Annotated in this window: 24 protein-coding genes; 13 read left to right on the forward strand and 11 right to left on the reverse strand. The window is 69.2% G+C overall.

Annotation, left to right across the window (positions count from 1 at the left end):
- Window positions 1–36: 36 nt before the first annotated feature.
- From HRC28_RS07815 to HRC28_RS07825, 3 genes are all read right to left on the reverse strand, one after another.
- On the reverse strand, window positions 37–771 hold the full coding sequence (locus HRC28_RS07815; RefSeq protein WP_237111744.1) for a response regulator transcription factor: 735 nt from the start codon (window positions 769–771) through the stop codon (window positions 37–39).
- Window positions 772–894: 123 nt separating this feature from the next.
- Window positions 895–1254, reverse strand: a complete 360-nt coding sequence (locus HRC28_RS07820; RefSeq protein WP_182379559.1) for a hypothetical protein — start codon at window positions 1252–1254, stop codon at window positions 895–897.
- Between the two features lie 106 nt (window positions 1255–1360).
- A complete protein-coding gene (locus HRC28_RS07825) occupies window positions 1361–3139 on the reverse strand; it encodes a phospholipid carrier-dependent glycosyltransferase (protein WP_237111745.1) in 1779 nt (592 codons plus the stop codon).
- Between the two features lie 88 nt (window positions 3140–3227).
- Between HRC28_RS07825 and rsmI the strand changes: the two genes are divergently transcribed.
- A complete protein-coding gene (gene rsmI / locus HRC28_RS07830; RefSeq protein WP_182379561.1) occupies window positions 3228–4064 on the forward strand; it encodes a 16S rRNA (cytidine(1402)-2'-O)-methyltransferase in 837 nt (278 codons plus the stop codon).
- Window positions 4057–4905 carry a TatD family hydrolase gene (locus tag HRC28_RS07835; protein WP_182379562.1) on the forward strand — a complete coding sequence of 283 codons (849 nt, stop codon included), beginning with the start codon at window positions 4057–4059 and terminating at the stop codon, window positions 4903–4905. The genes rsmI and HRC28_RS07835 overlap by 8 nt, the downstream gene beginning before the upstream one ends.
- Window positions 4906–4917: 12 nt before the next feature.
- On the opposite strand, the gene HRC28_RS07840 is transcribed toward HRC28_RS07835, so the two are convergent.
- Entirely contained in the window at window positions 4918–5880 is a 963-nt protein-coding gene (locus tag HRC28_RS07840) for an MOSC domain-containing protein (RefSeq protein ID WP_182379563.1), read from the reverse strand.
- A 284-nt stretch (window positions 5881–6164) separates the two neighbouring features.
- On the opposite strand from HRC28_RS07840, the gene HRC28_RS25595 reads away from it, so the two are divergent.
- The 4 genes from HRC28_RS25595 to HRC28_RS07860 are packed head-to-tail and all read left to right on the forward strand — an operon-like array spanning window position 6165 to window position 10941.
- Window positions 6165–7328, forward strand: coding sequence for a resuscitation-promoting factor (locus HRC28_RS25595; RefSeq protein ID WP_272902670.1), 1164 nt, complete (start codon window positions 6165–6167; stop codon window positions 7326–7328).
- Between the two features lie 16 nt (window positions 7329–7344).
- Entirely contained in the window at window positions 7345–8226 is an 882-nt protein-coding gene (gene rsmA, locus HRC28_RS07850; RefSeq protein WP_182379564.1) for a 16S rRNA (adenine(1518)-N(6)/adenine(1519)-N(6))-dimethyltransferase RsmA, read from the forward strand.
- Window positions 8223–9140: a 4-(cytidine 5'-diphospho)-2-C-methyl-D-erythritol kinase gene (locus HRC28_RS07855; RefSeq protein WP_237111746.1), complete on the forward strand. Its 918-nt coding sequence runs from the start codon at window positions 8223–8225 to the stop codon at window positions 9138–9140. Before rsmA ends, HRC28_RS07855 begins: the two co-directional genes overlap by 4 nt.
- Window positions 9133–10941 (forward strand): ABC-F family ATP-binding cassette domain-containing protein, encoded by a 1809-nt coding sequence (locus tag HRC28_RS07860; protein WP_182379565.1) that lies wholly within the window; start codon window positions 9133–9135, stop codon window positions 10939–10941. Before HRC28_RS07855 ends, HRC28_RS07860 begins: the two co-directional genes overlap by 8 nt.
- 9 nt (window positions 10942–10950) lie before the next feature.
- Here the strand turns inward: HRC28_RS07860 and HRC28_RS07865 are convergent, their stop codons facing one another.
- Entirely contained in the window at window positions 10951–11439 is a 489-nt protein-coding gene (locus tag HRC28_RS07865) for a MarR family transcriptional regulator (RefSeq protein ID WP_182379566.1), read from the reverse strand.
- Window positions 11440–11505: 66 nt separating this feature from the next.
- On the opposite strand from HRC28_RS07865, the gene HRC28_RS07870 reads away from it, so the two are divergent.
- From HRC28_RS07870 to HRC28_RS07880, 3 genes are read left to right on the forward strand one after another with little or no spacing between them, the layout of a single operon-like run.
- Window positions 11506–12414 (forward strand): alpha/beta hydrolase, encoded by a 909-nt coding sequence (locus HRC28_RS07870; protein ID WP_202033266.1) that lies wholly within the window; start codon window positions 11506–11508, stop codon window positions 12412–12414.
- A complete protein-coding gene (locus tag HRC28_RS07875; protein WP_182379568.1) occupies window positions 12411–13235 on the forward strand; it encodes a methyltransferase domain-containing protein in 825 nt (274 codons plus the stop codon). The genes HRC28_RS07870 and HRC28_RS07875 overlap by 4 nt, the downstream gene beginning before the upstream one ends.
- A gap of 42 nt (window positions 13236–13277) precedes the next feature.
- The gene (locus HRC28_RS07880) at window positions 13278–13517 is read left to right on the forward strand and encodes a hypothetical protein (protein ID WP_182379569.1); all 240 of its coding nucleotides are present in this window, start codon (window positions 13278–13280) and stop codon (window positions 13515–13517) included.
- Between the two features lie 135 nt (window positions 13518–13652).
- Here the strand turns inward: HRC28_RS07880 and HRC28_RS07885 are convergent, their stop codons facing one another.
- Window positions 13653–14516 carry a hypothetical protein gene (locus HRC28_RS07885; protein ID WP_182379570.1) on the reverse strand — a complete coding sequence of 288 codons (864 nt, stop codon included), beginning with the start codon at window positions 14514–14516 and terminating at the stop codon, window positions 13653–13655.
- Between the two features lie 226 nt (window positions 14517–14742).
- Here HRC28_RS07885 and HRC28_RS07890 point away from each other — a divergent pair, with 226 nt between their 5' ends.
- Window positions 14743–16383, forward strand: a complete 1641-nt coding sequence (locus tag HRC28_RS07890; protein ID WP_182379571.1) for a sigma-70 family RNA polymerase sigma factor — start codon at window positions 14743–14745, stop codon at window positions 16381–16383.
- 49 nt (window positions 16384–16432) lie between these two features.
- Complete coding sequence (locus tag HRC28_RS07895) at window positions 16433–16915, forward strand: hotdog fold domain-containing protein (protein ID WP_182379572.1); 483 nt, start codon at window positions 16433–16435, stop codon at window positions 16913–16915.
- A 1-nt stretch (window position 16916) separates the two neighbouring features.
- Here HRC28_RS07895 and HRC28_RS07900 read toward each other — a convergent pair whose 3' ends face one another.
- From HRC28_RS07900 to HRC28_RS07920, 5 genes are all read right to left on the reverse strand, one after another.
- Window positions 16917–17780: an amino acid ABC transporter permease gene (locus tag HRC28_RS07900; protein WP_182379573.1), complete on the reverse strand. Its 864-nt coding sequence runs from the start codon at window positions 17778–17780 to the stop codon at window positions 16917–16919.
- Window positions 17777–18460 (reverse strand): amino acid ABC transporter permease, encoded by a 684-nt coding sequence (locus HRC28_RS07905; RefSeq protein WP_182379574.1) that lies wholly within the window; start codon window positions 18458–18460, stop codon window positions 17777–17779. The genes HRC28_RS07900 and HRC28_RS07905 overlap by 4 nt, the downstream gene beginning before the upstream one ends.
- Window positions 18461–18549: 89 nt before the next feature.
- Window positions 18550–19443, reverse strand: a complete 894-nt coding sequence (locus tag HRC28_RS07910) for a glutamate ABC transporter substrate-binding protein (RefSeq protein ID WP_182379575.1) — start codon at window positions 19441–19443, stop codon at window positions 18550–18552.
- A gap of 38 nt (window positions 19444–19481) precedes the next feature.
- Complete coding sequence (locus HRC28_RS07915) at window positions 19482–20210, reverse strand: amino acid ABC transporter ATP-binding protein (protein ID WP_182380520.1); 729 nt, start codon at window positions 20208–20210, stop codon at window positions 19482–19484.
- 147 nt (window positions 20211–20357) lie between these two features.
- Window positions 20358–20753, reverse strand: a complete 396-nt coding sequence (locus HRC28_RS07920) for a hypothetical protein (RefSeq protein WP_182379576.1) — start codon at window positions 20751–20753, stop codon at window positions 20358–20360.
- Window positions 20754–20822: 69 nt separating this feature from the next.
- Here HRC28_RS07920 and miaB point away from each other — a divergent pair, with 69 nt between their 5' ends.
- Complete coding sequence (gene miaB / locus HRC28_RS07925) at window positions 20823–22331, forward strand: tRNA (N6-isopentenyl adenosine(37)-C2)-methylthiotransferase MiaB (RefSeq protein WP_182379577.1); 1509 nt, start codon at window positions 20823–20825, stop codon at window positions 22329–22331.
- Window positions 22332–22343: 12 nt separating this feature from the next.
- Complete coding sequence (locus HRC28_RS07930) at window positions 22344–23075, forward strand: peptidase E (protein ID WP_182379578.1); 732 nt, start codon at window positions 22344–22346, stop codon at window positions 23073–23075.

Consider the following 23075-nt stretch of genomic DNA (forward strand, 5'->3'; position numbering starts at 1 on the left):
TTCTTGTTTGCGTCGGCGAAAACGCAGCTGGTGAAGTCAGCCCACGCGTCGCGCGAGGCCCGGCAGCGCCGGTCCCGGCATGACCGTGGTCGTGTGTACGGCGGCCGGCGCGGGCGTGGTCGCCTCGGAGCCGTGCAGCCGGACGGCGAGCAGGGCGGCCTGCGTGCGGTGCTGCAGGCCGAGGCGGGAGAGCAGGCCGGTGACGTGGTTCTTCACGGTCTTCTCCGCCAGGTACAGCTTCTCGGCGATCTGCCGGTTGGTCATGCCCTCGGCGATGAGGAAGAAGATCTTGCGCTGCTGCGGGGTGAGCTCGCAGATGACGTCGAGGGACCTGCGCTGCAGTTCCATCTGCTCGACGACGCGACTCGCGACGGTGGGGTCGATCAACGAGTGGCCGCCGGCGACGAGCTTGATGCCGCTGATCAGCGAGTTGCCCTCGATGCGCTTGAGGACGTAGCCGGACGCGCCCGCGAGGATCGCCGACGAGATGGCGTCCGGGTCGTCGTACGACGTGAGGATGAGGCCCTTGATGTTCGGGTCGACCGAGCGCATCTCGCGGCAGATGTCGACGCCCGTGCCGTCGGCCAGGTTCGCGTCGAGGATGGCGACATCGGGGCGGAGCGCGAGGATCTCCCGCAACGCAACGGTGGCGCTGCCGGACTCGCCGACGACGTCGATCGACGGGTCGGTCGCCAGCAGGCTGGCTACACCCCGGCGGACCACTTCATGGTCGTCGACGAGGTAGACACGGATGATCTTTTCTTCGGGCACGTCACCGAGTGTGCTCCCCGGGATCCTGTCCCGACAGGTCTACGGGACAGTAGTGGACGGACGTTGTGAGGCGCCTGGTCCAGAATGACTAGACCGCCTGATCGAACGAAGGAAGCGGCGCGGTCAGCGGGCCCGAATGCCAGCGAGGGCCGCGGAAATGTCCCGCTCGCCCCGGCGCAGTTCGGCCAGCAGGTCGACGATGTCGCGCGTCGTCAGCGTCTCGTCGTCGCCCGCAGGCTCCATCCACTCGGTCGCCTCGGCGGGAGTGATCCGGCCACCGACGGTGAGCCGGTACTGGGTGTCGTCGAGGTCGAAGTGGATGTCGGCGACGACGGCGTTGAAGTGCTCGTCGGCGACCGGGTCGTGGATCAGGACGTGCTCGCCGGGCTCGAGGCCGCGGCTCAGGTCGTGGCCCACGTGGCTGACCGCGAGCGAGCGGCTGCGCCGCGTGAACGGGCTCAGTGCCACGTTGATCTGCTCCACGATGTCCTCCTGGGTTGCTGGCCTGTCATGGAGATCAACCGGCGAACGGCAGGAGCGTTATGGCTCATCGGGTCCTGTTGCGACTAGTCAATGGTGACTAGTCCGGTCACACCCATCGGGAGAACCACACCCGGTCCAGCCACTCGCTGTGGGTCAGCATCTGGTTCGTCCAGATGGGCCAGAACCACGCGAAGTTCACCAGGGTGAGGATCACGAAGGCCCCGCCGACGATGACTCCGGTCGTACGGCGGGCCGACGGCAGCCGGGAGGGCCCGATCAGGGTCCCGATGCTCAACGTCAGCGCGATCACCGTGAACGGGAGGATCGCGATCGCGTAGAACAGGAAGATCGGTCGGTCGTCGTACTGGAGCCAGGGGAGCCAGGTCGACAGTGCACCGACCACGGCGACGCCGTACCTCCAGTCGCGCGCGCCGATCCACATCACGACCGAGAACAGCAGGGCCAGCAGGCCGCCCCACCACAGCACCGGTGTGGGGATGAGCAGCACCTGCTTGATGCAGTCACTGTTGGCGGGGGCGTCGCAGCCGGGCGCGCTGGGAGCGATGTCGTTGGTGACGGCCACCCCGACGGGTCGGTTGATCAGCAGCCAACTGGACGGCTTCGACTCGTAGAAGTGGTCGGAGCAGTTCAGGAAGTGGGTGTGGAACGTGTAGACGTCCTGGTGGTAGTACCAGAGCGAGCGCAGCGACTGCCACGCCTCACCCACACCCTTGGCGTCCTTCTCGTCCGCGGTCGGCCATTCCTTCGACTTGTCGAGGTCGGTGGCGACGTACGAGTCGTCGTCATCGGCGCAGTGGCCCTGCCCGGTGTACTGGCGGTACTGCGTCGCGCTGAGCTTCTCCTCGTACTCGTTCGCGTGCACCAGCCAGCCGCCCCAGGTGGCGATGTAGACGAGCGCTCCAACGACGACCAGGTGCAGGAACGCCGGTACGCCGTCCGCGATCGCGCCCTTCGCGATCGGCCACCGGATCCCGAGGGACCGGCGCGCACCCGCGCTCCAGATCCAGCACAGGACGCCGAAGGCCGCGAGCGGGTAGAGCGCCGTCCACTTCGTGCCGATCGCCAGTCCGAAGCAGACGCCGGCCGCGAGCAGCCACGGCCGGAACAGGATCCGCGGCCCCCAGGACCTTCCGGGGTACGACGGGGGGCGGTGTTCGAGCCTGTCGAGACCTCGGGCCAGGCGGGCGCGGTGCCAGTCGCGATCGGCGACCAGGCACGACACGGCGCACAGCAGGAAGAGCGCGAGGAAGATGTCGAGCAGGGCCAGCCGGGACAGGACGAAGTGCAGTCCGTCGAGCATCAACAGCAACCCGGCGATGCAACCCAGCAGCGTGGAGCCCGTCATTCGTCGTACGAGACGACACATCACGAGGACCATCAGCGCACCCGCGACGGCGGACGCGATCCGCCAGCCGAACGGGTCCATCCCGAACGCCTTCTCGCCGAGCGCGATCAGCCACTTCCCGACGTCGGGGTGGACGGCCAGCGACGGATCGCCGGTCCAGAGGTTGCTCGTGTGCCCGGCGAGGATGTCGTCGTTGAGCTCGTTCTTGGTGTTGCCGTCGACGTCGGTCAGGTACGTCTGGATGTAGCCGTTGTTGAGCAGCGACCAGGCGTCCTTGGCGTAGTACGTCTCGTCGAAGGCGAAGCGGTCCGGGTTGCCCAGCCCGACCAGGCGCAGGCCGAAGGCGAGGAGGGTCAGGCCGATCGGAGCCAGCCAGCCGACCAGCTTCTCCTTGAGGGCCAGGCGGCGCAGCGGGTTGATTGCCCGCTCGACGGCGCGAGGCACACGGGTGCCGGTCGCCGAGGTCGAGAGGCTGACGAGGCGCTCACGCCTCCGGGCCTTCTCGTCGACAGCGGTCACGGTCCGGAAGCCTAGGCGACGGCCACAGCCGGTGGTTGAGGTGCGAGCGCCAGCGAGCCTCGAAACCCCCTGCTGACATGATCGTCCCGTGACTGGAGTCCTCGTGCTGGCAGGCACCCCGATCGGGCAGGTCGGCGACGCACCCCCGCGACTCGCAACGGAACTGGCGGGCGCCGACGTCATCGCCGCCGAGGACACCCGCCGGCTGCGTCGCCTGGTCTCCGATCTCGGCATCGAACTGACCGGTCGGGTCGTGTCCTACTTCGAGGGCAATGAGGCGGCTCGTACGCCGACGCTCGTCGAGGCACTGCTGGCCGGCGAGCGCGTGGTGCTGGTGACCGACGCGGGCATGCCCAGCGTGTCCGACCCCGGCTACCGGCTGGTCGCTGCGGCGGTCGAGGCCGGAATCAAGGTGACTGCGGTGCCCGGTCCCTCCGCCGTGCTGACCGCTCTTGCCGTTTCGGGGCTGCCCGTTGACCGGTTCTGCTTCGAGGGCTTCCTGCCGCGCAAGGCCGGGGAGCGCGCTCGTCGCCTGGCCGAGGTCGCCGCCGAGCAGCGCACCCTCGTCTACTTCGAAGCGCCGCACCGCACGGTCGCCGCGCTGGAAGCGATGCGCGACGCGTTCGGGCCCGACCGCCCGGCGGCCGTGTGCCGTGAACTCACCAAGACCTATGAAGAGGTACGACGAGGGCCGCTCGCCGAACTCGTCGAGTGGGCGAACGAGGGGATCCGCGGCGAGATCACCATCGTTGTTGCCGGCGTCGTGGCAGGGACCAGCGTGGCCAGCGACCCCGACAGCCTGCGCGCAGCCGTCGCTGATCTCGAGGAAACGGGGATGCGACGCAAGGACGCGATCGCAGCCGTCGCCGTACAAGCGGGACTGCCGAAGCGCGAGGTCTACCAGGTGGTGCACGTCGATGAGTGATCTCGAGCGTCCTCCGGTCCCCGATGCGCTCCCGCATCCGGTCGTCGACAACCACTGTCACCTCGACATCGGCCGCAACGGCGAGCCGTGGGACACGGCCGAGGCGATCGCGGCGGCTGCGACCGTCGGTGTCACCCGGATCGTGCAGATCGGCTGCGACCTGCCGGGCGCCCGTTGGGCGGTCGCCGCGGCCGAGGAGCACCCGGCACTCATCGCCGGTGTCGCCCTGCACCCCAACGAAGCGCCCCGGATCTTCGAAGCGGGCGGCCGCGCCGCACTCGAAGCGGCCTGGGCCGAGATCGAGGAACTGGCGGGTGCCCACGACAAGGTCCGTGCGGTGGGGGAGACCGGCCTCGACGCGTTCCGGACCGGCGATGACGGCCGCGCGGTCCAGGTGGAGTCGTTCCGACGCCACATCGACCTCGCCAAACGGCTCGACAAGACGCTGGTCATCCACGACCGCGACACCCATGACGACGTCGTGGAGGTCCTCGACAGCGAGGGCGCGCCCGACCGCTGGGTGATGCACTGCTTCTCCGGTGACGCCGACTTCGCCCGTGCCTGCCTGGACCGCGGGGCGCACCTGTCCTTCGCCGGCACCGTGACGTTCAAGAACGCCGCACCGCTGCGCGAGGCGCTGCGCCTGGCCCCCATCGACCGCGTGCTGGTCGAGACCGATGCGCCGTTCCTGACCCCGACGCCGTACCGCGGACAGACGAACGCGTCGTACCTCATCCCGGTGACGCTGCGCGTGATGGCGGCCGAGCGTGGCGAGGACCTCGGGGAGCTCTGTGCCGCGATCGACGCGAACACCGAGAGGGCGTTCGGCGGGACCTGGTGACGGGCGCGCGCCTCAACGCGGCAGGAGCCGGTTGCCCGTCTTGACGGTGTTGCGCTTGACCCTCTCAGCCATCCGGCCGAAGGTCGCTGCGACCGCGCCGTGGCTGGGCGGCGGCTCCAGGTCGACCGTGTCGCCGACGCGCACCGTGCCGGTCGCGGCGACGTCGGCGTAGACGCCGAGCCAGCGCTCGCCGTACGTCGACACCGACCGCATCACTGCCGGGTCGGCTGGCACGCCGGGCTGTTCCCGCAACGGCACCGTGCAGCGAATCGTGGGGACCTCGACCCGAATCCTCACCTCGCCGGCCCGGAGCGTGCCGCCGATCCATTCCTGTTCGGCCAACCCCTCCAGCGGACTGTCGATGACGACGTTCGGACGGAACCGCCGGACGTCGAAGTCGCCGCCGTGGGCGGCCATCGTGCGCAGGCTCGAGGTGGTGACGACGTGCAACGGGTAGGCATCCGCGAAGATCCCGACCGGCGTTGCGTAGATCGCGAGCTCGGCCAGCATCTTCAGCGAGAACATCGAGTAGTCCGGCAACGGTTCGTCGTCCGCGAGACCGAACTGCTGGCGGATGTCCTTCTTGCTGGCCAGGACGCCGCGGTACGCCGCCTTGTCGTGCAGTGCCGGGAGCGGGACGAGCGCGACGCGTTTGCCCGTCAGTTCACTCAGGCGAGCGTTCATGGCGTCGGGGTCGGTGCTCGCGATCTCGGTGCCGTCCGGGAACGTGACGACCACGTCGACCACGTCGCCCGGTCCCACACCTGCGGGTGGCTCGTCGACGTACCGCGCCGTACAACCGAGCAGGACGGGGAGCCGTCGTGCGGTCGTGACGGCCTTGAGTTCGAGGTCGCGGACCGCCCACATCCGGTCGGCGTGCACGGCCCGTTCGTCGACGTACGACGACGTCACCGTCTCTCCACCCATCGACTTCACCGGGTAGCGCCACAGGGCTGCGATCGTGCCGACGTTCATGGCCGAAGGTAGCACCCCAAGTGCTAACTGGAGTTAGCAAGATCGTGTGGCGCGTGGGGCCAAAGGGGCCAAATCGGGGTGAAACAGGTCACTCCGCGAGCGCGAACCGGGCCGCGAGGGTTTGCATCCGGGTGCTAACTCCTGTTCTCGTTGATGTCAGAAGGCCGGGATCGGAAGCACCATCTCGACCAGTTCTCACGGGATCAGGCCGTACCGCACCACTGTGCGGGAGACCCGATCGGACTGGTTGGCCGAGGCCCGGGGAGATCAAACATCGGAGAGTCGTGCAGCTTGCGCACCCCACCCTTGCCCTGCGCTCCAAGGCGCTTGTCCAGAAGCTGACCCACAGCCGGGTCGCCCTCGTCGCAACCATCGTTGCGGTGTTGATCGCGGTTTCCGCGGTGACCTACGGCTACTCGTCGTTGACCACTGAGGTCACGCTTTCTGTCGACGGCAAGGAGCGCACTGTCTCCACGCTCGGTGACACGGTTGAGGACGTTCTCGCGGCCGCCGACATCAAGCTCGCCGACCGCGACCTGGTCTCGCCCGACAAGGACGAGAAGATCGAGGGCGGCGACAAGATCTCCGTCCGGTACAGCAAGCCGATCGAGCTGACCGTTGACGGTGACACCAGCACCCACTGGGTGACCGCAACCGATGTCCAGGGCGCGCTCTCGCAGATCGGCACCCTGTACGCCGACAGCCGTCTCTCGACCAGCCGCAGCATGAACCTGAGCCGCGGTGGCGCCGAGATCGACGTCGTCACGGAGAAGAAGCTGACCTTCAAGCTCGCCGGCAAGAAGGCCGTCAAGCGCGATGTCGTGGCCCTGACCGTCGAAGAGGCCCTGGCCGAGGTCGGCGTCGAGCTCGACAAGCGCGACAAGGTCAGCCCCAAGCGCGGCAGCGAGGTCAAGGACGGCGACAAGATCGTCTACACCGACATCAACGTGAAGACCCGCAGCGTCGACGACGAGGTGTTCAACGCGCCCGTCGAGGAGATCGAGGACGACTCGATGTTCAAGGGCGAGCGCAAGGTCATCACCGAGGGCGTCTCCGGCGTCCGCGACGTGACCTACAAGATCGTGTTCCGCAACGGCAAGGTCGTGCGCCGCGCCATCGTGACCCAGGACGTCAGCAAGAAGCCGACGGCCGAGGTCGTGCGGATCGGCACCAAGGAAGTCGTGACCGCGAACTTCGCCGGCGGCAGCAGCGTCTGGGACCGCCTGGCGCAGTGCGAGGCCGGCGGCAACTGGGCCATCAACACCGGCAACGGCTACTACGGCGGCCTGCAGTTCAACCTCGGCACCTGGCAGGCCAACGGTGGCACGGGCTACCCGCACCAGGCTTCCCGCGAGACCCAGATCGCCATCGCGACCAAGGTCCGCGACGCCTCGGGTGGGTACGGCGCCTGGCCGGGCTGCGCCTCGAAGCTGGGTCTGCCTCGCTGACCGATAGCCTGATGCCGTGTCCGACTCCGTAGCTCCACCCCGCTTGTTGGGTCCGGTGGAGGTTCGGGAACTCGCGGCACGCCTGGACCTTCGCCCCACCAAGCAACGCGGGCAGAACTTCGTCATCGACGCGAACACGGTCCGCCGGATCGTGCGTGAGTCGGGTGTCGCCGAGGGCGAGGTCGTCCTCGAGGTCGGTCCCGGGCTCGGGTCGCTGACGCTGGCGCTGCTCGACGCCGGCGCCGACGTGACGGCGATCGAGGTCGACAAGACACTCGCCGACGAGTTGCCCGCGACGATCGCGGCGTTCGCGCCCGACCACACGGACCGGTTCCGGGTAGTGCTCGCCGACGCCCTCGCCGTCACGGAGATCCCGGGGCCGGCGCCCACGGCGCTCGTGGCCAACCTGCCCTACAACATCTCGGTGCCGGTGCTGCTGCACCTGATGGAGTTGCTGCCCTCGCTCCAGCACGGCCTGGTGATGGTGCAGGCCGAGGTCGCCGACCGGTTGGCTGCGCCCCCCGGTTCCAAGACGTACGGCGTCCCGTCGGCCAAGGCCGCCTGGTATGCCGACGTGCGGCGTGCCGGCGCGATCGGCCGCAACGTCTTCTGGCCGGCGCCGAACGTCGACTCCGGGCTGGTGGCCTGGACGCACCGCCCGCCCCCGACCGACCAGGTCACCCGCGAGCAGGTGTTCGCCGTCATCGACGCCGCGTTCGCGCAACGCCGCAAGGTCCTGCGCGGCGTGCTCCGCGGGATCGCGGGCAGTGCCGAAGCCGCCGAAGCCGCGCTGCTCTCGATCGGCATCGACCCGCTCACCCGCGGTGAGTCGCTCGGGATCGACGAGTTCGTCGCGATCACGATCGCCCTCGACGCCCAGTCGGGAGGCGACCAGTGAGCCAGCAACGCATCGACAGCCTGCCGCCCGTCACCGTGCGCGCGCCGGCCAAGATCAATCTCCACCTCGGCGTCGGCGCCCCGCGCCCCGATGGCCTGCACCCGCTCGCGACCGTCTACCAGGCCGTCGGCCTGTACGACGACGTGACGGTCTTCGACGCTCCCGCCTGGTCGGTCGAGCTGACCGAGCACGTGGACGGGGTACCGCTCGACGACACCAACATCGCGATCCGGGCCGGCCGCGCGCTGGTGGCGCACCACGGTGTCGACCTCGCCGCGCACATCTCCATCGCCAAGGGCATCCCGGTCATGGGCGGCATGGCCGGCGGTTCGGCCGATGCCGCCGCCACCCTGCTCGCGCTCGACCGGCTCTGGGACCTCCAGACGCCGGACGACGACCTGCTCCGGATCGCCGGTGCGCTCGGCAGCGACGTGCCCTTCGCGCTGCTCGGCGGTACGGCGCTCGGCACGGGCCACGGCCAACTGGTGGAGCCGGTCATGGACCGCACGTCGGTGTGGTGGGTCGTCGTACTGTCGGACGAGGGACTGTCGACCCCGGCGGCCTACCGCCACTTCGACGAACTCTCGCCGGATGCACCCGCCGAACCGCCCGTCCCGGAAGCCCTGATCGAGGCGCTCGCCGGTGGCGACGTCGACGAGGTGGGGGACCTGCTCGCCAACGACCTGTGGCCTGCGGCGCGTGACCTCCGGCCTGATCTGGTGGACGTCGAGGTGCAACTGCGCAGCCTCTCGCCCGCCGGCGTACTCCTGTCGGGCTCTGGCCCGACTCTGCTCGTGCTGCACGACGACGTCGACGACGCGCGTGCCACGGCTGCTGACCTCACCGAGCGCGGGTTCCGGTGCACCCTCGCGCCCGGCCCTGTCGCTGGTGCCCACGTGGTGACTTATGCCTGAACCGACCAGCCTCCTCAACCTCGAGAAGGTCTCGAAGTCCTTCGGGGTCCGACCCCTGCTGACCGAGGTGTCCCTCGGCATCGGAGCCGGTGAGCGCATCGGCGTCGTCGGCCGCAACGGCGACGGGAAGACGACGCTGCTGCGTCTGATGACCGGAACCGAGGAGCCCGACTCTGGACGGGTGTCGCGCCAGCGCGGCTTGCTCGTCGGGGTGCTCACGCAGCGTGACGACTTCGAGGACGACCACACGGTCCGCGAGGTCGTGCTCGGCGGCATGGCCGACCACGAGTGGGCGGCCGACGGCCGTTCCCGCGAGATCGTCGAAGTCCTGCTCGCGGGCGTCGAACTGGACCGCGTGATCGCCGGACTGTCCGGTGGGGAGCGCCGTCGCTGCGCGCTGGCCAGCCTGCTGCTCGGCGACCACGACCTGATCATCCTCGACGAGCCGACCAACCACCTCGACGTCGAAGCCGTCGCATGGCTGGCCGCTCACATGGCTGGCCGGTCCTCCGCGCTGGTCGTCGTGACCCACGACCGCTGGTTCCTCGACGCGGTCTGCCAGCAGACCTGGGAGGTCCACGACGGTGTCGTCGACCTGTACGACGGCGGCTACGCCGCGTTCGTGCTGGCCAAGGCCGAGCGCCAGCGCCAGGCCGGTGTCTCCGAGCAGCGTCGCCAGAACCTCGTCAAGAAGGAACTGGCCTGGCTGCGCCGCGGTGCGCCGGCCCGGACGTCGAAGCCGAAGTTCCGCATCGACGCCGCGAACGCCCTGATCGAGGACGTGCCGCCGCCGCGGGACCGGCTCGAGCTCCAGAAGTTCGCGACGCAGCGGCTCGGCAAGGACGTCGTCGACGTCGAGGACGTCGACTTCCAGCGTGGCGAACGGGTGCTGCTCGAGAACGCCACCTGGCGGCTCGGGCCCGGCGACCGGGTCGGCCTCGTCGGCGTCAACGGTGCCGGCAAGACCTCGGTCCTCTCCCTCCTGGCGGGCACGGCCCAGCCGACCGTCGGCAAGGTCAAGCAGGGCCGCACGGTCGCGCTGAAGCACCTGACGCAGGACGTCGAGTTCGACGACCCCGAGTCCCGGGTGCTGGCGACGGTCGAGTCGATCCGTCGAGTCACCAAGACGGTCGACGGCGAGATCACGGCCACCTCGATGCTGGAGCGCTTCGGCTTCACCGGTGACCGCCTCACGGCGCGCGTCGGCGACCTGTCCGGTGGCGAGCGACGCCGCTTCCAGCTGCTGCGCCTGCTGCTGACCGAGCCGAACGTGCTGCTCCTCGACGAGCCCACCAACGACCTCGACATCGAGACCCTCAACGTCCTCGAGGACTTCCTCGACGGCTGGCCGGGCACCCTCGTCGTCGTCTCCCACGACCGGTACTTCCTGGAGCGGGTCACCGACTCGGTCTGGGCACTGCTCGGCGACGGCAAGATCTCGATGCTGCCGCGCGGGGTGGACGAGTACCTCGAGCGCCGCAAGGCCGGCGGTGCCGAGAACACCACCGCGCCCGCGAAGCAAGCTGATCGAGCAGCCGCCGAGGAACGAGGCGGCGGATCGAAATCCAACAAGGCCCGCGCCGGCTCGGCCGAGGAACGCACCGCCCGCAAGACCGTTGCCCGGCTCGACAAGGTGCTGGCCCGGATGGGTGTGCGCGAGGGCGAACTGACCGCGGCCCTGCTCGACAACGCCAGCGACCCGAAGAAGCTCACCGAGATCGCCAGCGAGCTCACGACGCTGCACGAGGACAAGGCGAACGCCGAGCTCGAGTGGCTCGAGGCCGCCGCCCTCCTGGAGTAGCAGGAACGGTCAGTCGGCGAACGGCAGCAGCAGGCGACGCAACAGGTCGGCCAGCAGTTGCCGGTCCTTGTCGCTCAGTCCGGTGAGCAGGTCGCGCTCGGCGTCGAGCAGTGCGGTGAACGCGCCGTCGACGGCCTCCTTGCCCTCCGGGGTGAGCCGGACGAGCACGCCGCGGCGGTCCGACGGGTCGGGGTGGCGCTCGACGAGCCCGCGCGTGGTGAGTCGGTCGACCCGGTTGGTCATCGTTCCGCTGGTCACCAGCGTCTCGCGCAGCAGCCGCCCCGGCGAGAGTTCATACGGCGCCCCGGCCCGCCGCAGCGCGGCGAGGACGTCGAACTCCCACGGTTCGATGTCGTGGGCCGTGAACGCCTGGCGGCGTGCCTTGTCGACGTGGTGCGCCAGACGGGAGATCCGGCTGAAGACGGCGACGGGTCCGAGGTCGAGGTCACTGCGCTCGCGCGCCCACGCCTCGATCAGCTCATCGACCTCATCCCGCATGACGGCATCGTAGCGGTCCGGTCGAGAATCTTGATGTCGAGATAAATGGGACGTAGGGTCGGTCCCGTGAACCATCGCTCGACAGTCCTCGACCGGGTCACCCTCACCAGTCTCGTGTGGGGTGACATCGACGACCACGACCGGCCGCTCGCCGTACTCCTGCACGGGTTCCCGGACACCGCACACACCTGGCGCCATCTGGCTCCGGTGCTGGTCGATGCGGGCTGGCGGGTGGTCGCGCCGTTCACCCGCGGCTACGCGCCGAGCTCGATCCCGACCGACGGGAGTTATCACGTGCCCGCGTTGATGGACGACGTCCTCGCCCTCCATCGGGAGTACGGCGGCGACGACCGCGCGCTGCTCGTCGGGCACGACTGGGGCGCGATCACCGCCAACGGGATTGCCGCGTCGACCGCGAACCCGTTCGGCGTCGTGGTGTCGATGGCGGTCCCGCCCTTCACGGTGATGAACCCGCGACGGGGCGATCTCGGCCGCTGGCTCCGGGTCGTGCCGCGGCAGGCGGGGCTGAGCTGGTACACCGTGTTCAACCAGCTCCCGCGGCTGCCCGAGCGTTCGTTCGATCGCCTGGTCGCCCACCTGTGGGAGCGCTGGTCCCCGGGCTTCGATGCCACCGAAGACCTGATGCATCTCGCGGCCGCCGTACCGGATGAGGCGCGCAAGAGTGCGGTGCTCGGCTACTACCGCGCGCAGCCGCGCGTCTGGAAGCTCCCCGAGCGCTACCGATCGTTTGCCCGCGACTGGATCTCCGGACCGAGGATGGCGATCCTCTACCTGCAGGGCGCCGACGACGGCTGCCTCGATGCCCGTTGGGCAGCGCTGATCGGTGACCAGTTGCCGGAGGGCAGCCGGGTCGCCGTCATCGAGGGCGCCGGGCACTTCCTCCAGGTGGAGCAACCGGAGGTCGTGAACGCGCGGATCCTCGAGTTCCTGGCGGAGCGGGAGGTCGCGCGATGACCCACGCCTGGGATCCGCAGCGCTACCTGACGTACGCCGACGAGCGCGGTCGTCCGTTCGTGGACCTGACCACCCGCATCGATGCGACCGATCCGAAGGTCGTGGTCGACCTCGGTTGTGGTCCGGGCAATCTCACCTCCCTCCTCGCTGACCGCTGGCCGTCAGCGTCGATTGCCGGAATCGATTCCAGTGCGGACATGGTGCGCGCGGCCACCGACAGTCCGGCCGCCGAGCACGTCTCTTTCCACAGGGCCGACCTGCGCGACTGGCTGGCGGACGTGACGCCCGGCAGCGTTGACGTCCTCGTCTCGAACGCCACCCTGCAGTGGCTCCCCGGCCACCTCGACCTGATGCCTGCCCTGGTCGCCGCGCTCGCGCCCGGTGGCTGGCTCGCGTTCCAGGTGCCCGGCAACGCCGACCAGCCCACCACGACGATCCGTGAGGAACTGGCAGCCGAGCCGCCGTACGACGCCCACACGGCCGGGGCAGCCACCGTCGCCGCCCATGACGCCGCCACCTACCTGCGGGCGCTCCGGGCCCTGGGCTGCGAGGTCGACGCCTGGGAGACGACCTACCTGCACCTCCTCCCCGGACCCGACCCCGTCTTCACCTGGATCTCCGGCACCGGCGCCCGCCCGACGATCCAGTCCCTGCCCGAGGACCTGCGCCCCGGGTTCGAAACCGAGCTCAAGGCCCGCCTGGCCGTCGCCTACCCCGACGGTGGCGCGGGCGTCGTGATGCCGTTCCGCCGGATCTTCGTCGTGGCGAGTTGTCCACAGGCCGGTCCGCCTCGGGTGACGTGTGTGGGCGCCGCGTCGTAGCGTCGCTGGCTCAAGGGCAACTTCTGGCGCACACTTGAGGACGTGATCGGCTGGGACCTCGACACCTGGATCTCGCTGGCGGTGCTGGTGACGGCGCTGACTGGCTTCTATGTCGCGTTGCGGCGGGAGTTGCATGCCGAGATCTCCGGACTCCGCGGCGAGATGGCCGACCTTCGCGTCGATCTGAAGGCCGACATCAATCGGCTGGATGACCGGGTCTACGCCCTCGCTTCGGGCATGCGGCCACACCTCGAGAAGTCCGACCGCCCGGCCAGCAGCTGACCTCGGGTCGGCGCGAGGAAGTGAAGCCGGAGTACCTGCGGGTGGAATGAACTCTCCCGAGATGGAGATCAGGTTCCTGCCGCTCCGTAGCCCCCCCAGGCCCCCGGAACTGGCGCCCGCAGGCACTCCGACGATCTAGGGGCCGCTCCTGCGGCGTCCGGCACCCAGCGCCACCAGTGTGTCGATCTCGCGCTGGAACTCCCGGCGTCCAGCCGAGGTCGCCTGTTCGCGACAGAGGTCGACGAGTGCTGCGATCACGGCGGCGGTGTGGGACTTCCCGGCATCCTGGGCGAGTTCGACGATGCGGCCGGTGTACGGCGACCACGGCTGGGCGATGACCATTGCCAGGTGGTGGCGCCACTCGACGATCGTTCCTCGCTCGGCGATGTCGAGGAGTTCCTCGACCGAGTCCAGCACCGGGACGGTCCACGCGCGGTCGACACCCTGACTGAGCAGGGCGTGTGCGGCCCGCAAGCCCGCATCGGCCACCGCTTCGGCGCGTTCTGATGTCGCCGGGTCTGCGACGAGTTGCTCGCGCAGGCCACTGGCGACGAGGCGGCGGACAGCCTCGCTGGCCAGCGGCAGCCCCGTGTGCGGCTCGAGGCGGCTGCCGTGGCGGTGCTGGAGCCGTGCGAGCCGCTCGTGACCGAGTTGTTCGGCGAGGTCCGCGAGCGCTGCATGGTCGGTGGCGTCACCGAAGAGCGCCAGGGCGACCAGGTTGGCCGCGGCAGCGTCGGCGGGCGAAGCGAAGGTGTTCTCCTCGTGCTCCTCGAGCACCAGCAGGAGGCGCTCCCAGGAGTCGAGGTCGTTCGTCGCCACCCGGCCGACCCGGCCGAGCACGTTGCCGGTGATCCCGAGCAGCCGGTGACGGTACGGCCCGACTCCGCGGCGGCGTTCGAGCAGACGGTCGCGGAGCGCCGCGGTCCGGCGAGCGACCGCGCGGGGTCGGAGCTGGACCACCCCGGACGTGGCGGTGCCGACGTCGTGCATGGCGCTCATCGGTGCCTCCGTCCGCGGTTCAGGGTGGGTGGGGAGGCCGGGTTCTCCGGCCTGTCCTCAACCAGACGGAGGGCGCCCGCAAACATCACGCGGTTTTCCCGGAAGTTTGCAAGTTTCCTGCAGATGGCATGATGCGATGCGCATCCACGACGACCTCGCAATGAAGCGGGCCCGACAATGCGCAGCCCATCTCGGGCCGCACACGACCAGGATCCGGGGGGACCTGATGGCGGACGACGCGCGCCGCGAGCTGGACGAGCAACTGCTCGACCGCGTCCGCGCGGGCGACGGTCTCGCCTACGAGGACCTCTACCGCGCACACATCGACGGTGCTCGTCATCTGGCGCGCATCCTGGTCGGCACCGACCATGCCGACGAGCTCGTTGCGGAGTCCTTTGCCCGCGTGCTCGCGGCGCTGCGCGCCGGCGGCGGACCGACCGACAACTTCCGCGCCTACCTGCACGTCACGATCCGCAACGGCTATCGCGACGGCCTGCGGGCACCGCGCGAGGCGCCGGTGTCCGACCAGCCGTGGCTGTTCGACGACGCCCAGGTTCCCGCTGAGGAGATGGTCGCCGGGCTCGACGAGACGGTCGCGGTGGACGCCCTCTCGAGCCTGCCCGAGAGTTGGCAGCGCGTCCTGTGGCACGTCGAGGTCGAGGGTCGGAAACCGGCCGAGGTCGCCACGATCATGGACCTGCAGCCGCGCGCGGTGTCCTCGCTGGCGCACCGTGCCCGCGAGGGCCTGAAGCGTGCCTATCTCGACCTCCACGCCGGTCCTGCCCCGGAGCAGGAGAAGTGCCAGTGGGCGCACGCCCGGATGAGCCAGTACGCCCGCGGCGACCTCAGCCCCCGCGCCGAACTGAAGTTCGGCGAGCACATCGACTCCTGCCCGAACTGCAACCAGGCGTTCGTCGTGGTGGACCGCGTCAACCAGAAGCTCGCCGCGTACGTGCTCCCGATCGTGTTGCTGGCCGTGCTGCCGGGCGGCGGCAAGGGCCTGCTCTGGCTCGTCGGTGCCGGCGGTGGCGTGGCTGCCACCGGTGGCGTGGCCGCCTCCGGCGGGGCGACCTCCGGGGCTGCGTCCTCGGGTGGCTCGGCCGTCGGTGGGCCCGTGGCTGTGGGCGTCGCCGCTGCGGTCGCGATCGGGGCGATCGCGGCCGGAGCCCTTGCCCTCTCGGGTGAGAGCGACCCGCATCCAGGGGACGGGGCGGCGCCTGCCGACGTCGCACCCGTTCCGGTGGTCGAGCCTGTCGAGACCGCCCCGAAGCCCGCTCCGTCGACTGATCGACCCGTCCTGCGCACGCCGGCGCCCGTCGAACCCGAGGCCGAGGCCGATGTGGTGAGCGGTCCGTCGGTCGTCCCGGCTGCCCGGCGACCGCGTCCCAGCACCGCGGTGTCGCCCGTTCCGGTCGTCGTGCCCGTCGTGCCCGTCGAGCCGGCCGATCCGTGCGTCACCGACGACCCCTGTGTCCGCCTGGCCGACGTCGGGACCACGGCTGGACCGGGACCGGCCCCGTCGCAGGTCAGCGCGACGGTCGATGTGTTCGGTGGACCCGCGCGGACGATCGAGCTGGTCTTCGTGTTCGACGGCGCGGTGACCGTTCCTGCCGGTGGTCGGTCTGGCGCCGGCTGGACCTGCACGGTGCTCGACCCGGTTGGCGGGGGTCTCGAGGTCGGAGCCGGGGCGCCGTACCTCGTCATCGGCCAGCTCACCCCGGTCACCTGTTCCTTCGCGTACGACGCCGCGGAGCCGCCGCCACTGACGCTGACCGCCAACCCGCTGCTCGCGCCCCCGACCCCCGCGGGCAGCGTCACCCTGGTGTCCGCCGGTGAGCAGGTCGCGACCCAGCGCTTCCCGGGGTGAGACGGACGGCACCTTGCCGCGGTTGTTACCCGCGAGTAATGTCAACGCCATGACGACTCCGGTGCACAACCTCTGGAAGACCACGACCGGCGTGCCGGTCGTCGGTGGCTCGATCGGCAAGCGGGTGTTCTCCCTCGCGTTCGCCCAGAAGGCGCCGTACTTCGCGACGATCCACCCGCGCGTCGTCGACATGCGTCCCAACTACGCCGAGATCCGCTTCGCGAAGCGCCGCAGCGTGCAGAACCACATCGGCACCGTGCACGCGATCGCGCTGTGCAACGGCCTGGAGATGGCGATGGGTGCGCTCGCCGAGTCGACCATCCCGGACACCAAGCGCTGGATCCCCAAGGGCATGTCGATCAGCTACACCGCGAAGGCAACCGGCGACATCACCTGCATCGCCGAGACCGACCAGGAGCAGTGGGACACCGCCGAGGGTGACCTCCCGGTCCGCGTCCGCGGCCAGCTCGAGGACGGCACCGTCGTCATCGAGGGCGTCATCAACCTCTGGGTGACCTCGAAGAAGAAGTAGGTCACATGCCGCCGGCGCCACCCGCGCCGGTGTCGACCGTTCCGGGGAGTGCGACTTGGAGCTTCTTCTCGCCGACGTACCGCTTCTGCAGCCAGTTCGCCAGGAGCATGAGCAGGAAGTTGACCGAGATGTACAGCGTGGCGACGACGAACATCGTCGGCACCCGGTTGTTGAACTCGAGGTAGATCTGCGTGCCCACCTTGGTGAGGCCGGGGGCCAGCACGAGCGTGCCGAGGGCGGTGTCCTTGAGCGCCACGATGCACTGGCTGACCAGGGACGGCAGCATGATCTTGACTCCCTGCGGCAGCAGGATGTTCGCCATCACCTGCGTCTTGCGCATGCCGATGGCGTACGCCGCCTCGCCCTGACCCTTCGGTACGGCGTTGATGCCCGCGCGCAGGACCTCGGCCAGCACCGCGCCGTTGTAGAGAGTGAGCGCGAAGACGACGGCCCAGAAGGAACTGCTCTCCTCCTTGATGCCGAGGCTGAACCAGATGAAGACCATCAGGAGCAGGACCGGGACGGCACGGAAGAACTCCACGATCACCGCCGAGGGCCAGCGGATCCAGCGGTGCTCGGACAACTTGCCGATACCGAACACCACGCCGAAGACGATGGCGCCGAGGATTGCGCCGAAGGCCATCTGGAGGGTCTTGAACAGCCCGTCGACCAGCAGCGCCCGGATGAAGTCGGGCGTCGTGAAGACTTCCCACTTCTTCTCGTAGTCGAACTGACCGGCGTCGTTGAAGCCGTCGAAGATGTACCAGGCGATGCCGAGCAGGGCCAGGCCGGTCGCGACGGCATAGGCCCGGTGGCGGAGGACCGTCTTCGGTCCGGGGGCATCGAAGAGCACGCTGTTGCTCATGCGACCTGCCACCTCTTCTCGAGTCGGCTCGCGGCGAACGAGAGGAGGAGGACGAGCAGGATGTAGCCGAGCGCGAAGAAGATGAAGATCTCGGTGCGCTGCGAGCTGAAGTTGTTGGTGAAGCGACGCATCTGCGCGACCGCCTCGAGGATCCCGAAGGCGGCTGCCACCGACGTGTTCTTGAGCATCGCGATCTGCACGCTGGCCAGCGGGGGGACCGAGGCCCGGATGGCCTGCGGCAGGACGACCTGGGTCATCGTGCCGCCGAAGGTCAGCCCGACCGCGCGAGCTGCTTCTGCCTGTCCGAGCGGGACGGAGTTGATGCCGGACCTCAACGCCTCGCAGACGAAGGTCGAGGTGTAGAGCGTCAGGCTCACGACGGCGGCGCCGAACGCCTCGGTGAAGTCGAACTTGCCGATGTGGACGTCGAGGAAGTTGAAGGTGAGGCCGAACATCGGCGAAGCGAAGGTGAAGAAGGCGAAGACGATGACCAGGGGAGTGTTGCGGACCAGCGTCACGTACGTCGTGGCCGCTGCCCGCATGATCTTGACCGGCCCCACGCGGAGGGCGCAGAGGATCGTCCCGAAGATCATGGACAGCACTGAGGCAATGACGAACAGCGCCACGGTGTAGCCGAAGCTGCGGAAGTAGAGGTCCCAGTTGTCGCTGATCGCTTCCACGTCGTACCTCCTTCCGGCTCGTTGAACGTGCGTGGTGAGTGCTGATGCGGGTCCCTGTCCGGGACCCGCATCAGCCGGTGCTGCTCAGATCAGGCGCAGGGGTCCAGTGCCGGCGGGTCCGGCACCTCGACACCCGAGGGCCCGAGGGTGATCTCGAACGCCTTGGCCCAGCCGCCGTCCTCGAACGAGGCGGTCAACACGTCGTTGATCCACGCGCACATCTCCGGCTCGGCCTTGCTGTAGCCGACGCCGATGTTCTCCGTGGAGAACGTGTCGCCGACGACCTTGAGCTGGCCCTCGTTCTCGGCCGCGAACCCGGCGAGGATCGTGCCGTCGGTGGACATGCCCTCAACGGTGCCGTCGAGGACCTTGGCCACGCACTCGGAGTAGCTGTCGAAGCCGACGCCCTTGGCGCCCTTCTCGTCGATCCGCTCGATCGAGGTCGACCCGGTCACCGAACAGACCTCCTTGCCCTTGAGGTCATCGATGCTGTCGACGTCGCTGTCGGCCTTCACCAGCAGCTGCTGGCCGGTGACCAGGTAGGGGCCGGCCTGGCCGACCTTCAGGCGACGGTCGTCAGTGATGGAGTACGACGCGAGGACCAGGTCGACCTTGCCCTGCTCCAGGAAGGGCTCCCGGTTGTCGGAGATGGTCACCTCCCAGTTGACGCTGTCGCTCTCCGGGTCGATGCAGAGGTCGGCGATGAGGAGCTTCGCCACCTCGATGTCGAAGCCGCTGGGACGGTCGTCGGTGGCGCCCTCGAAGCCCAGGCCCGGCTGGTCGTCCTTGTGGCCGACGTTGATCTTGCCGGCGTCGGCGAGCTCGGCCATCCGCGAGCCGGCCTCGAACTTGTCGTCGCAGTCGTCCTTGGCTTCGACCTTCACGCCGTCTTCGGCGTCGTCACCGGCGTCGCCGCAGGCCACGAGGCCGGTGGCAGCGATGAGGCTGACCGCCGTCGCCGCGAATGCTTTCCTGAGTCGCATGTACTGCTCCTTTTATCTAGGCCCGAGGTGCCGAGCGATCAGTGTTTGAGGATCTTGCCGAGGAAGTCCTTGGCGCGATCGCTCTGGGGGTTGGTGAAGAACGTCTCCGGGTCGGCGGTCTCGACCATGCGGCCGTCCGCCATGAACACGACACGGTTGGCGGCGGTGCGGGCGAAGCCCATCTCGTGGGTGACCACGATCATCGTCATGCCGCGCTCGGCGAGATCGACCATGACGTCGAGGACTTCCTTGATCATCTCGGGGTCCAGCGCCGAGGTGGGCTCGTCGAAGAGCATCACCTTCGGCTCCATGGCCAGGGCGCGGGCGATCGCCACGCGCTGCTGCTGGCCACCGGACAACTGAGCGGGGTACTTGTCGGCCTGGTGGCCGACGCCGACCCGGTCGAGCAGTTCCCTGGCGCGGGCGTCGGCCTCGGCCTTGGGCGTCTTGCGCACCTTGATCGGCCCGAGCGTGACGTTCTCGAGGATCGTCTTGTGGGCGAAGAGGTTGAAGCTCTGGAACACCATGCCGACGTCCGCACGGTGGCGGGCCAGCGCCTTGCCCTCCTGGGGGAGGGGGGCACCGTCGACGTTGATCGTGCCCGTGTCGACGGTCTCGAGCCGGTTGATCGTGCGACACAACGTGGACTTGCCCGAGCCCGAGGGCCCGATCACCACGACCACCTCGCCGCGCGCGACAGTCAGGTTGATGTCCTGGAGTACGTGCAGTTCGCCGTACCACTTCTGGACATCAACGAGCTCGACCAACGGGTCGTTGGCACGGGTCGCTCCGCTGCTGACCGCAGCGTCGTCGGTGACGGTCATGCTTGGGGACGTTAGTCCCGCGAGGGTGCCAGCGGCTAGACCGCCACGCCACCGAGACCGATTCGTGACGCCGGGGTCATGCCGCCGAAATCAGAGGACAGCGGGTATGACGCTGAGCGCCAGCCCGACGAAGATCGCGAGGACGGCGAACGCGAGGGCCTTGCGCTGGGCCTTCTCCGAGGTCGCGGCCTCCGCGTCGGTTGCGGCCGGCAAGCCCATCCCGACCCGCCATTCGGCGTCCTCGCTCTTCCACAGCGCCGTCGGCGTGAGCGCCTCCAGCGTGGCGCCGATCAGGTACAGCAGCACGGTGAACGTGCCGCCGGCGATGGTGAGGACGGTGAGGATCGCAGACACTCCGCGGGTGTCGGTCCCGAACATCAACCCGGCGCCGAGCAGCACCGACACAACCAGCGCCGCGACGCTCAGGACGCTGCCGATCCACTCGTTGTTGCGCGCCACGAAGCCGGCGGGAACTGTCTCAGCCATGCCCTCGAGACTACCCAGCAGGTGAGCGATTCGGGTGCGGAGGCCGTGCCGCCGTACCCTTGACCGGTCATGAGCACCACGCAGAGTCCGCCCCGAACGTACGAAGTCCGCACCCACGGGTGCCAGATGAACGTGCACGACTCCGAGCGACTCTCCGGGCTGCTCGAGGACGCCGGCTATCTCGCCGTCAGTGCCGGCGACCAGGCCGATGTGGTCGTGTTCAACACCTGCGCCGTGCGCGAGAACGCCGACAACAAGCTCTACGGCAACCTGTCCCAACTCGTGCCGGTCAAGGCCGCGAACCCGGGCATGCAGATCGCCGTCGGTGGGTGCCTCGCGCAGAAGGACCGCGCCACGATCACCGAGAAGGCGCCGTACGTCGACGTCGTCTTCGGCACCCACAACATCGGCTCGCTGCCGGTGCTGCTGGAGCGCGCCCGGATCATGGAGGAGGCGCAGGTCGAGATCCTCGAGTCCCTGTCGGTCTTCCCCTCGACGCTCCCGACCAAGCGCGACTCGGCGTACGCCGCCTGGGTGTCGGTGTCGGTCGGCTGCAACAACACCTGCACGTTCTGCATCGTCCCGGCGCTGCGCGGCAAGGAGCAGGACCGCCGGCCCGGCGAGATCCTCGCCGAGATCGAGGCGCTGGTCGCAGAAGGCGTCTCCGAGATCACCCTGCTGGGCCAGAACGTCAACGCGTACGGCGTGGAGTTCGGTGATCGCCAGGCGTTCTCGAAGCTGTTGCGGGCGTGCGGCTCGATCGAGGGCCTGGACCGGGTGCGGTTCACCAGCCCCCACCCGGCGGAGTTCACCGACGACGTCATCGAGGCGATGGCCGAGACGCCGAACGTGATGCCCCAGCTGCACATGCCGCTGCAGTCCGGCTCCGACAAGGTGCTCAAGGACATGCGTCGGTCCTACCGGCAGGCGAAGTACCTCGGCATCATCGAGCGGGTCCGCGCCGCGATGCCCGACGCGGCGATCACCACCGACATCATCGTGGGCTTCCCCGGCGAGACCGACGAGGACTTCGAGCAGACCCTCGAGGTCGTCCGGCAGGCCAGGTTCGCCGGTGCCTTCACGTTCAAGTACTCCAAGCGACCCGGCACCCCTGCCGCCACCCTCGAGGGCCAGGTCTCCCCGGAGGTCGTCCAGGAGCGGTACCTGCGGCTCGCGGAACTCGTCGCCCAGATCGCCTGGGAAGAGAACAAGCTGCTCGTCGGCCGTGAGGTCGAACTGATGGTCTCCGAGGGCGAGGGTCGCAAGGACGCCGAGACGCACCGCCTCTCCGGACGCGGGCCCGACAACCGGCTCGTGCACTTCGAGGCGGACTTCTCGCTGGTCGAGGGTGCACCGCGACCCGGCGACATCGTCACCGTCGTGATCACGCACGGTGCCCCGCACCACCTGATCGCCGACGGCCCGGTGCGGGCGCTTCGTCGTACTCGCTCCGGAGACGCGTGGGACCGGATTTCGACAGGCTCAACCAGCGGGGTCCAGGCACCTTCGGGTGTCGGCCTCGGGATGCCGGCCATCGGCGTCCCCGCTCCGTTGCCCGCCGGCCCGGTCTGCGGCTGAGGCGGATCACCCATGCCCGCCGACGCTCCGACCATCCTCGCCACGTCCGGCGGGGTGGTTCCGAGTGACCGGAACAAGTGGTCCGTCGGACCGCTGACCAACTACGCCGTCGACCTCGCGGGGGTGACCGGCCGCGCACCGCGGGTGTGCTTCCTCGCCACCGCGTGCGGCGACCAGCCGTCGCTGATCGCCGACTTCTACGACATGGCGCAGGAGTCGGGGTTCCACGGAAACCATCTCGAGTTGTTCCCGATGCCCAATGTCGACGACATGCGCGAGCACCTGCTGTCCCAGGACGTCATCTGGGTCTGGGGCGGCAGCGTCGCCGGCCTGCTGGCGATGTGGGACCTGCACGGCGTCGGTGACCTGATGCGCGAAGCGTGGGAGGCGGGCGTCGTCCTCACGGGAGTGTCGGCCGGCTCGATCTGCTGGCACCGCGGCGGTACGACGGATTCGTTCGGCCCCGATCTGCGTCCGATCACCAACGGGCTGGGCCTGGTGCCGTACTCCAACGGCGTGCACTACGACTCCGAGGAACAGCGACGTCCGCTGTTCCAGTCGTTGATCGCGTCCGGCGAACTGCCGGCCGGCTATGCGACCGACGACGGGGTCGGCGTGCTCTACCGCGGCACCGAGTTCGTCGAGGCGCTCACCGAGCGCGACGGGTCCGCGGCCTACTTCGTCGAGCCCGGTCCCGACGGCACGGCCATCGAGACGCAGCTCGACACCCGCCTCCTGCGCTGA

Source organism: Nocardioides sp. WS12 (assembly GCF_014108865.1).
Lineage (GTDB): Bacteria > Actinomycetota > Actinomycetes > Propionibacteriales > Nocardioidaceae > Nocardioides.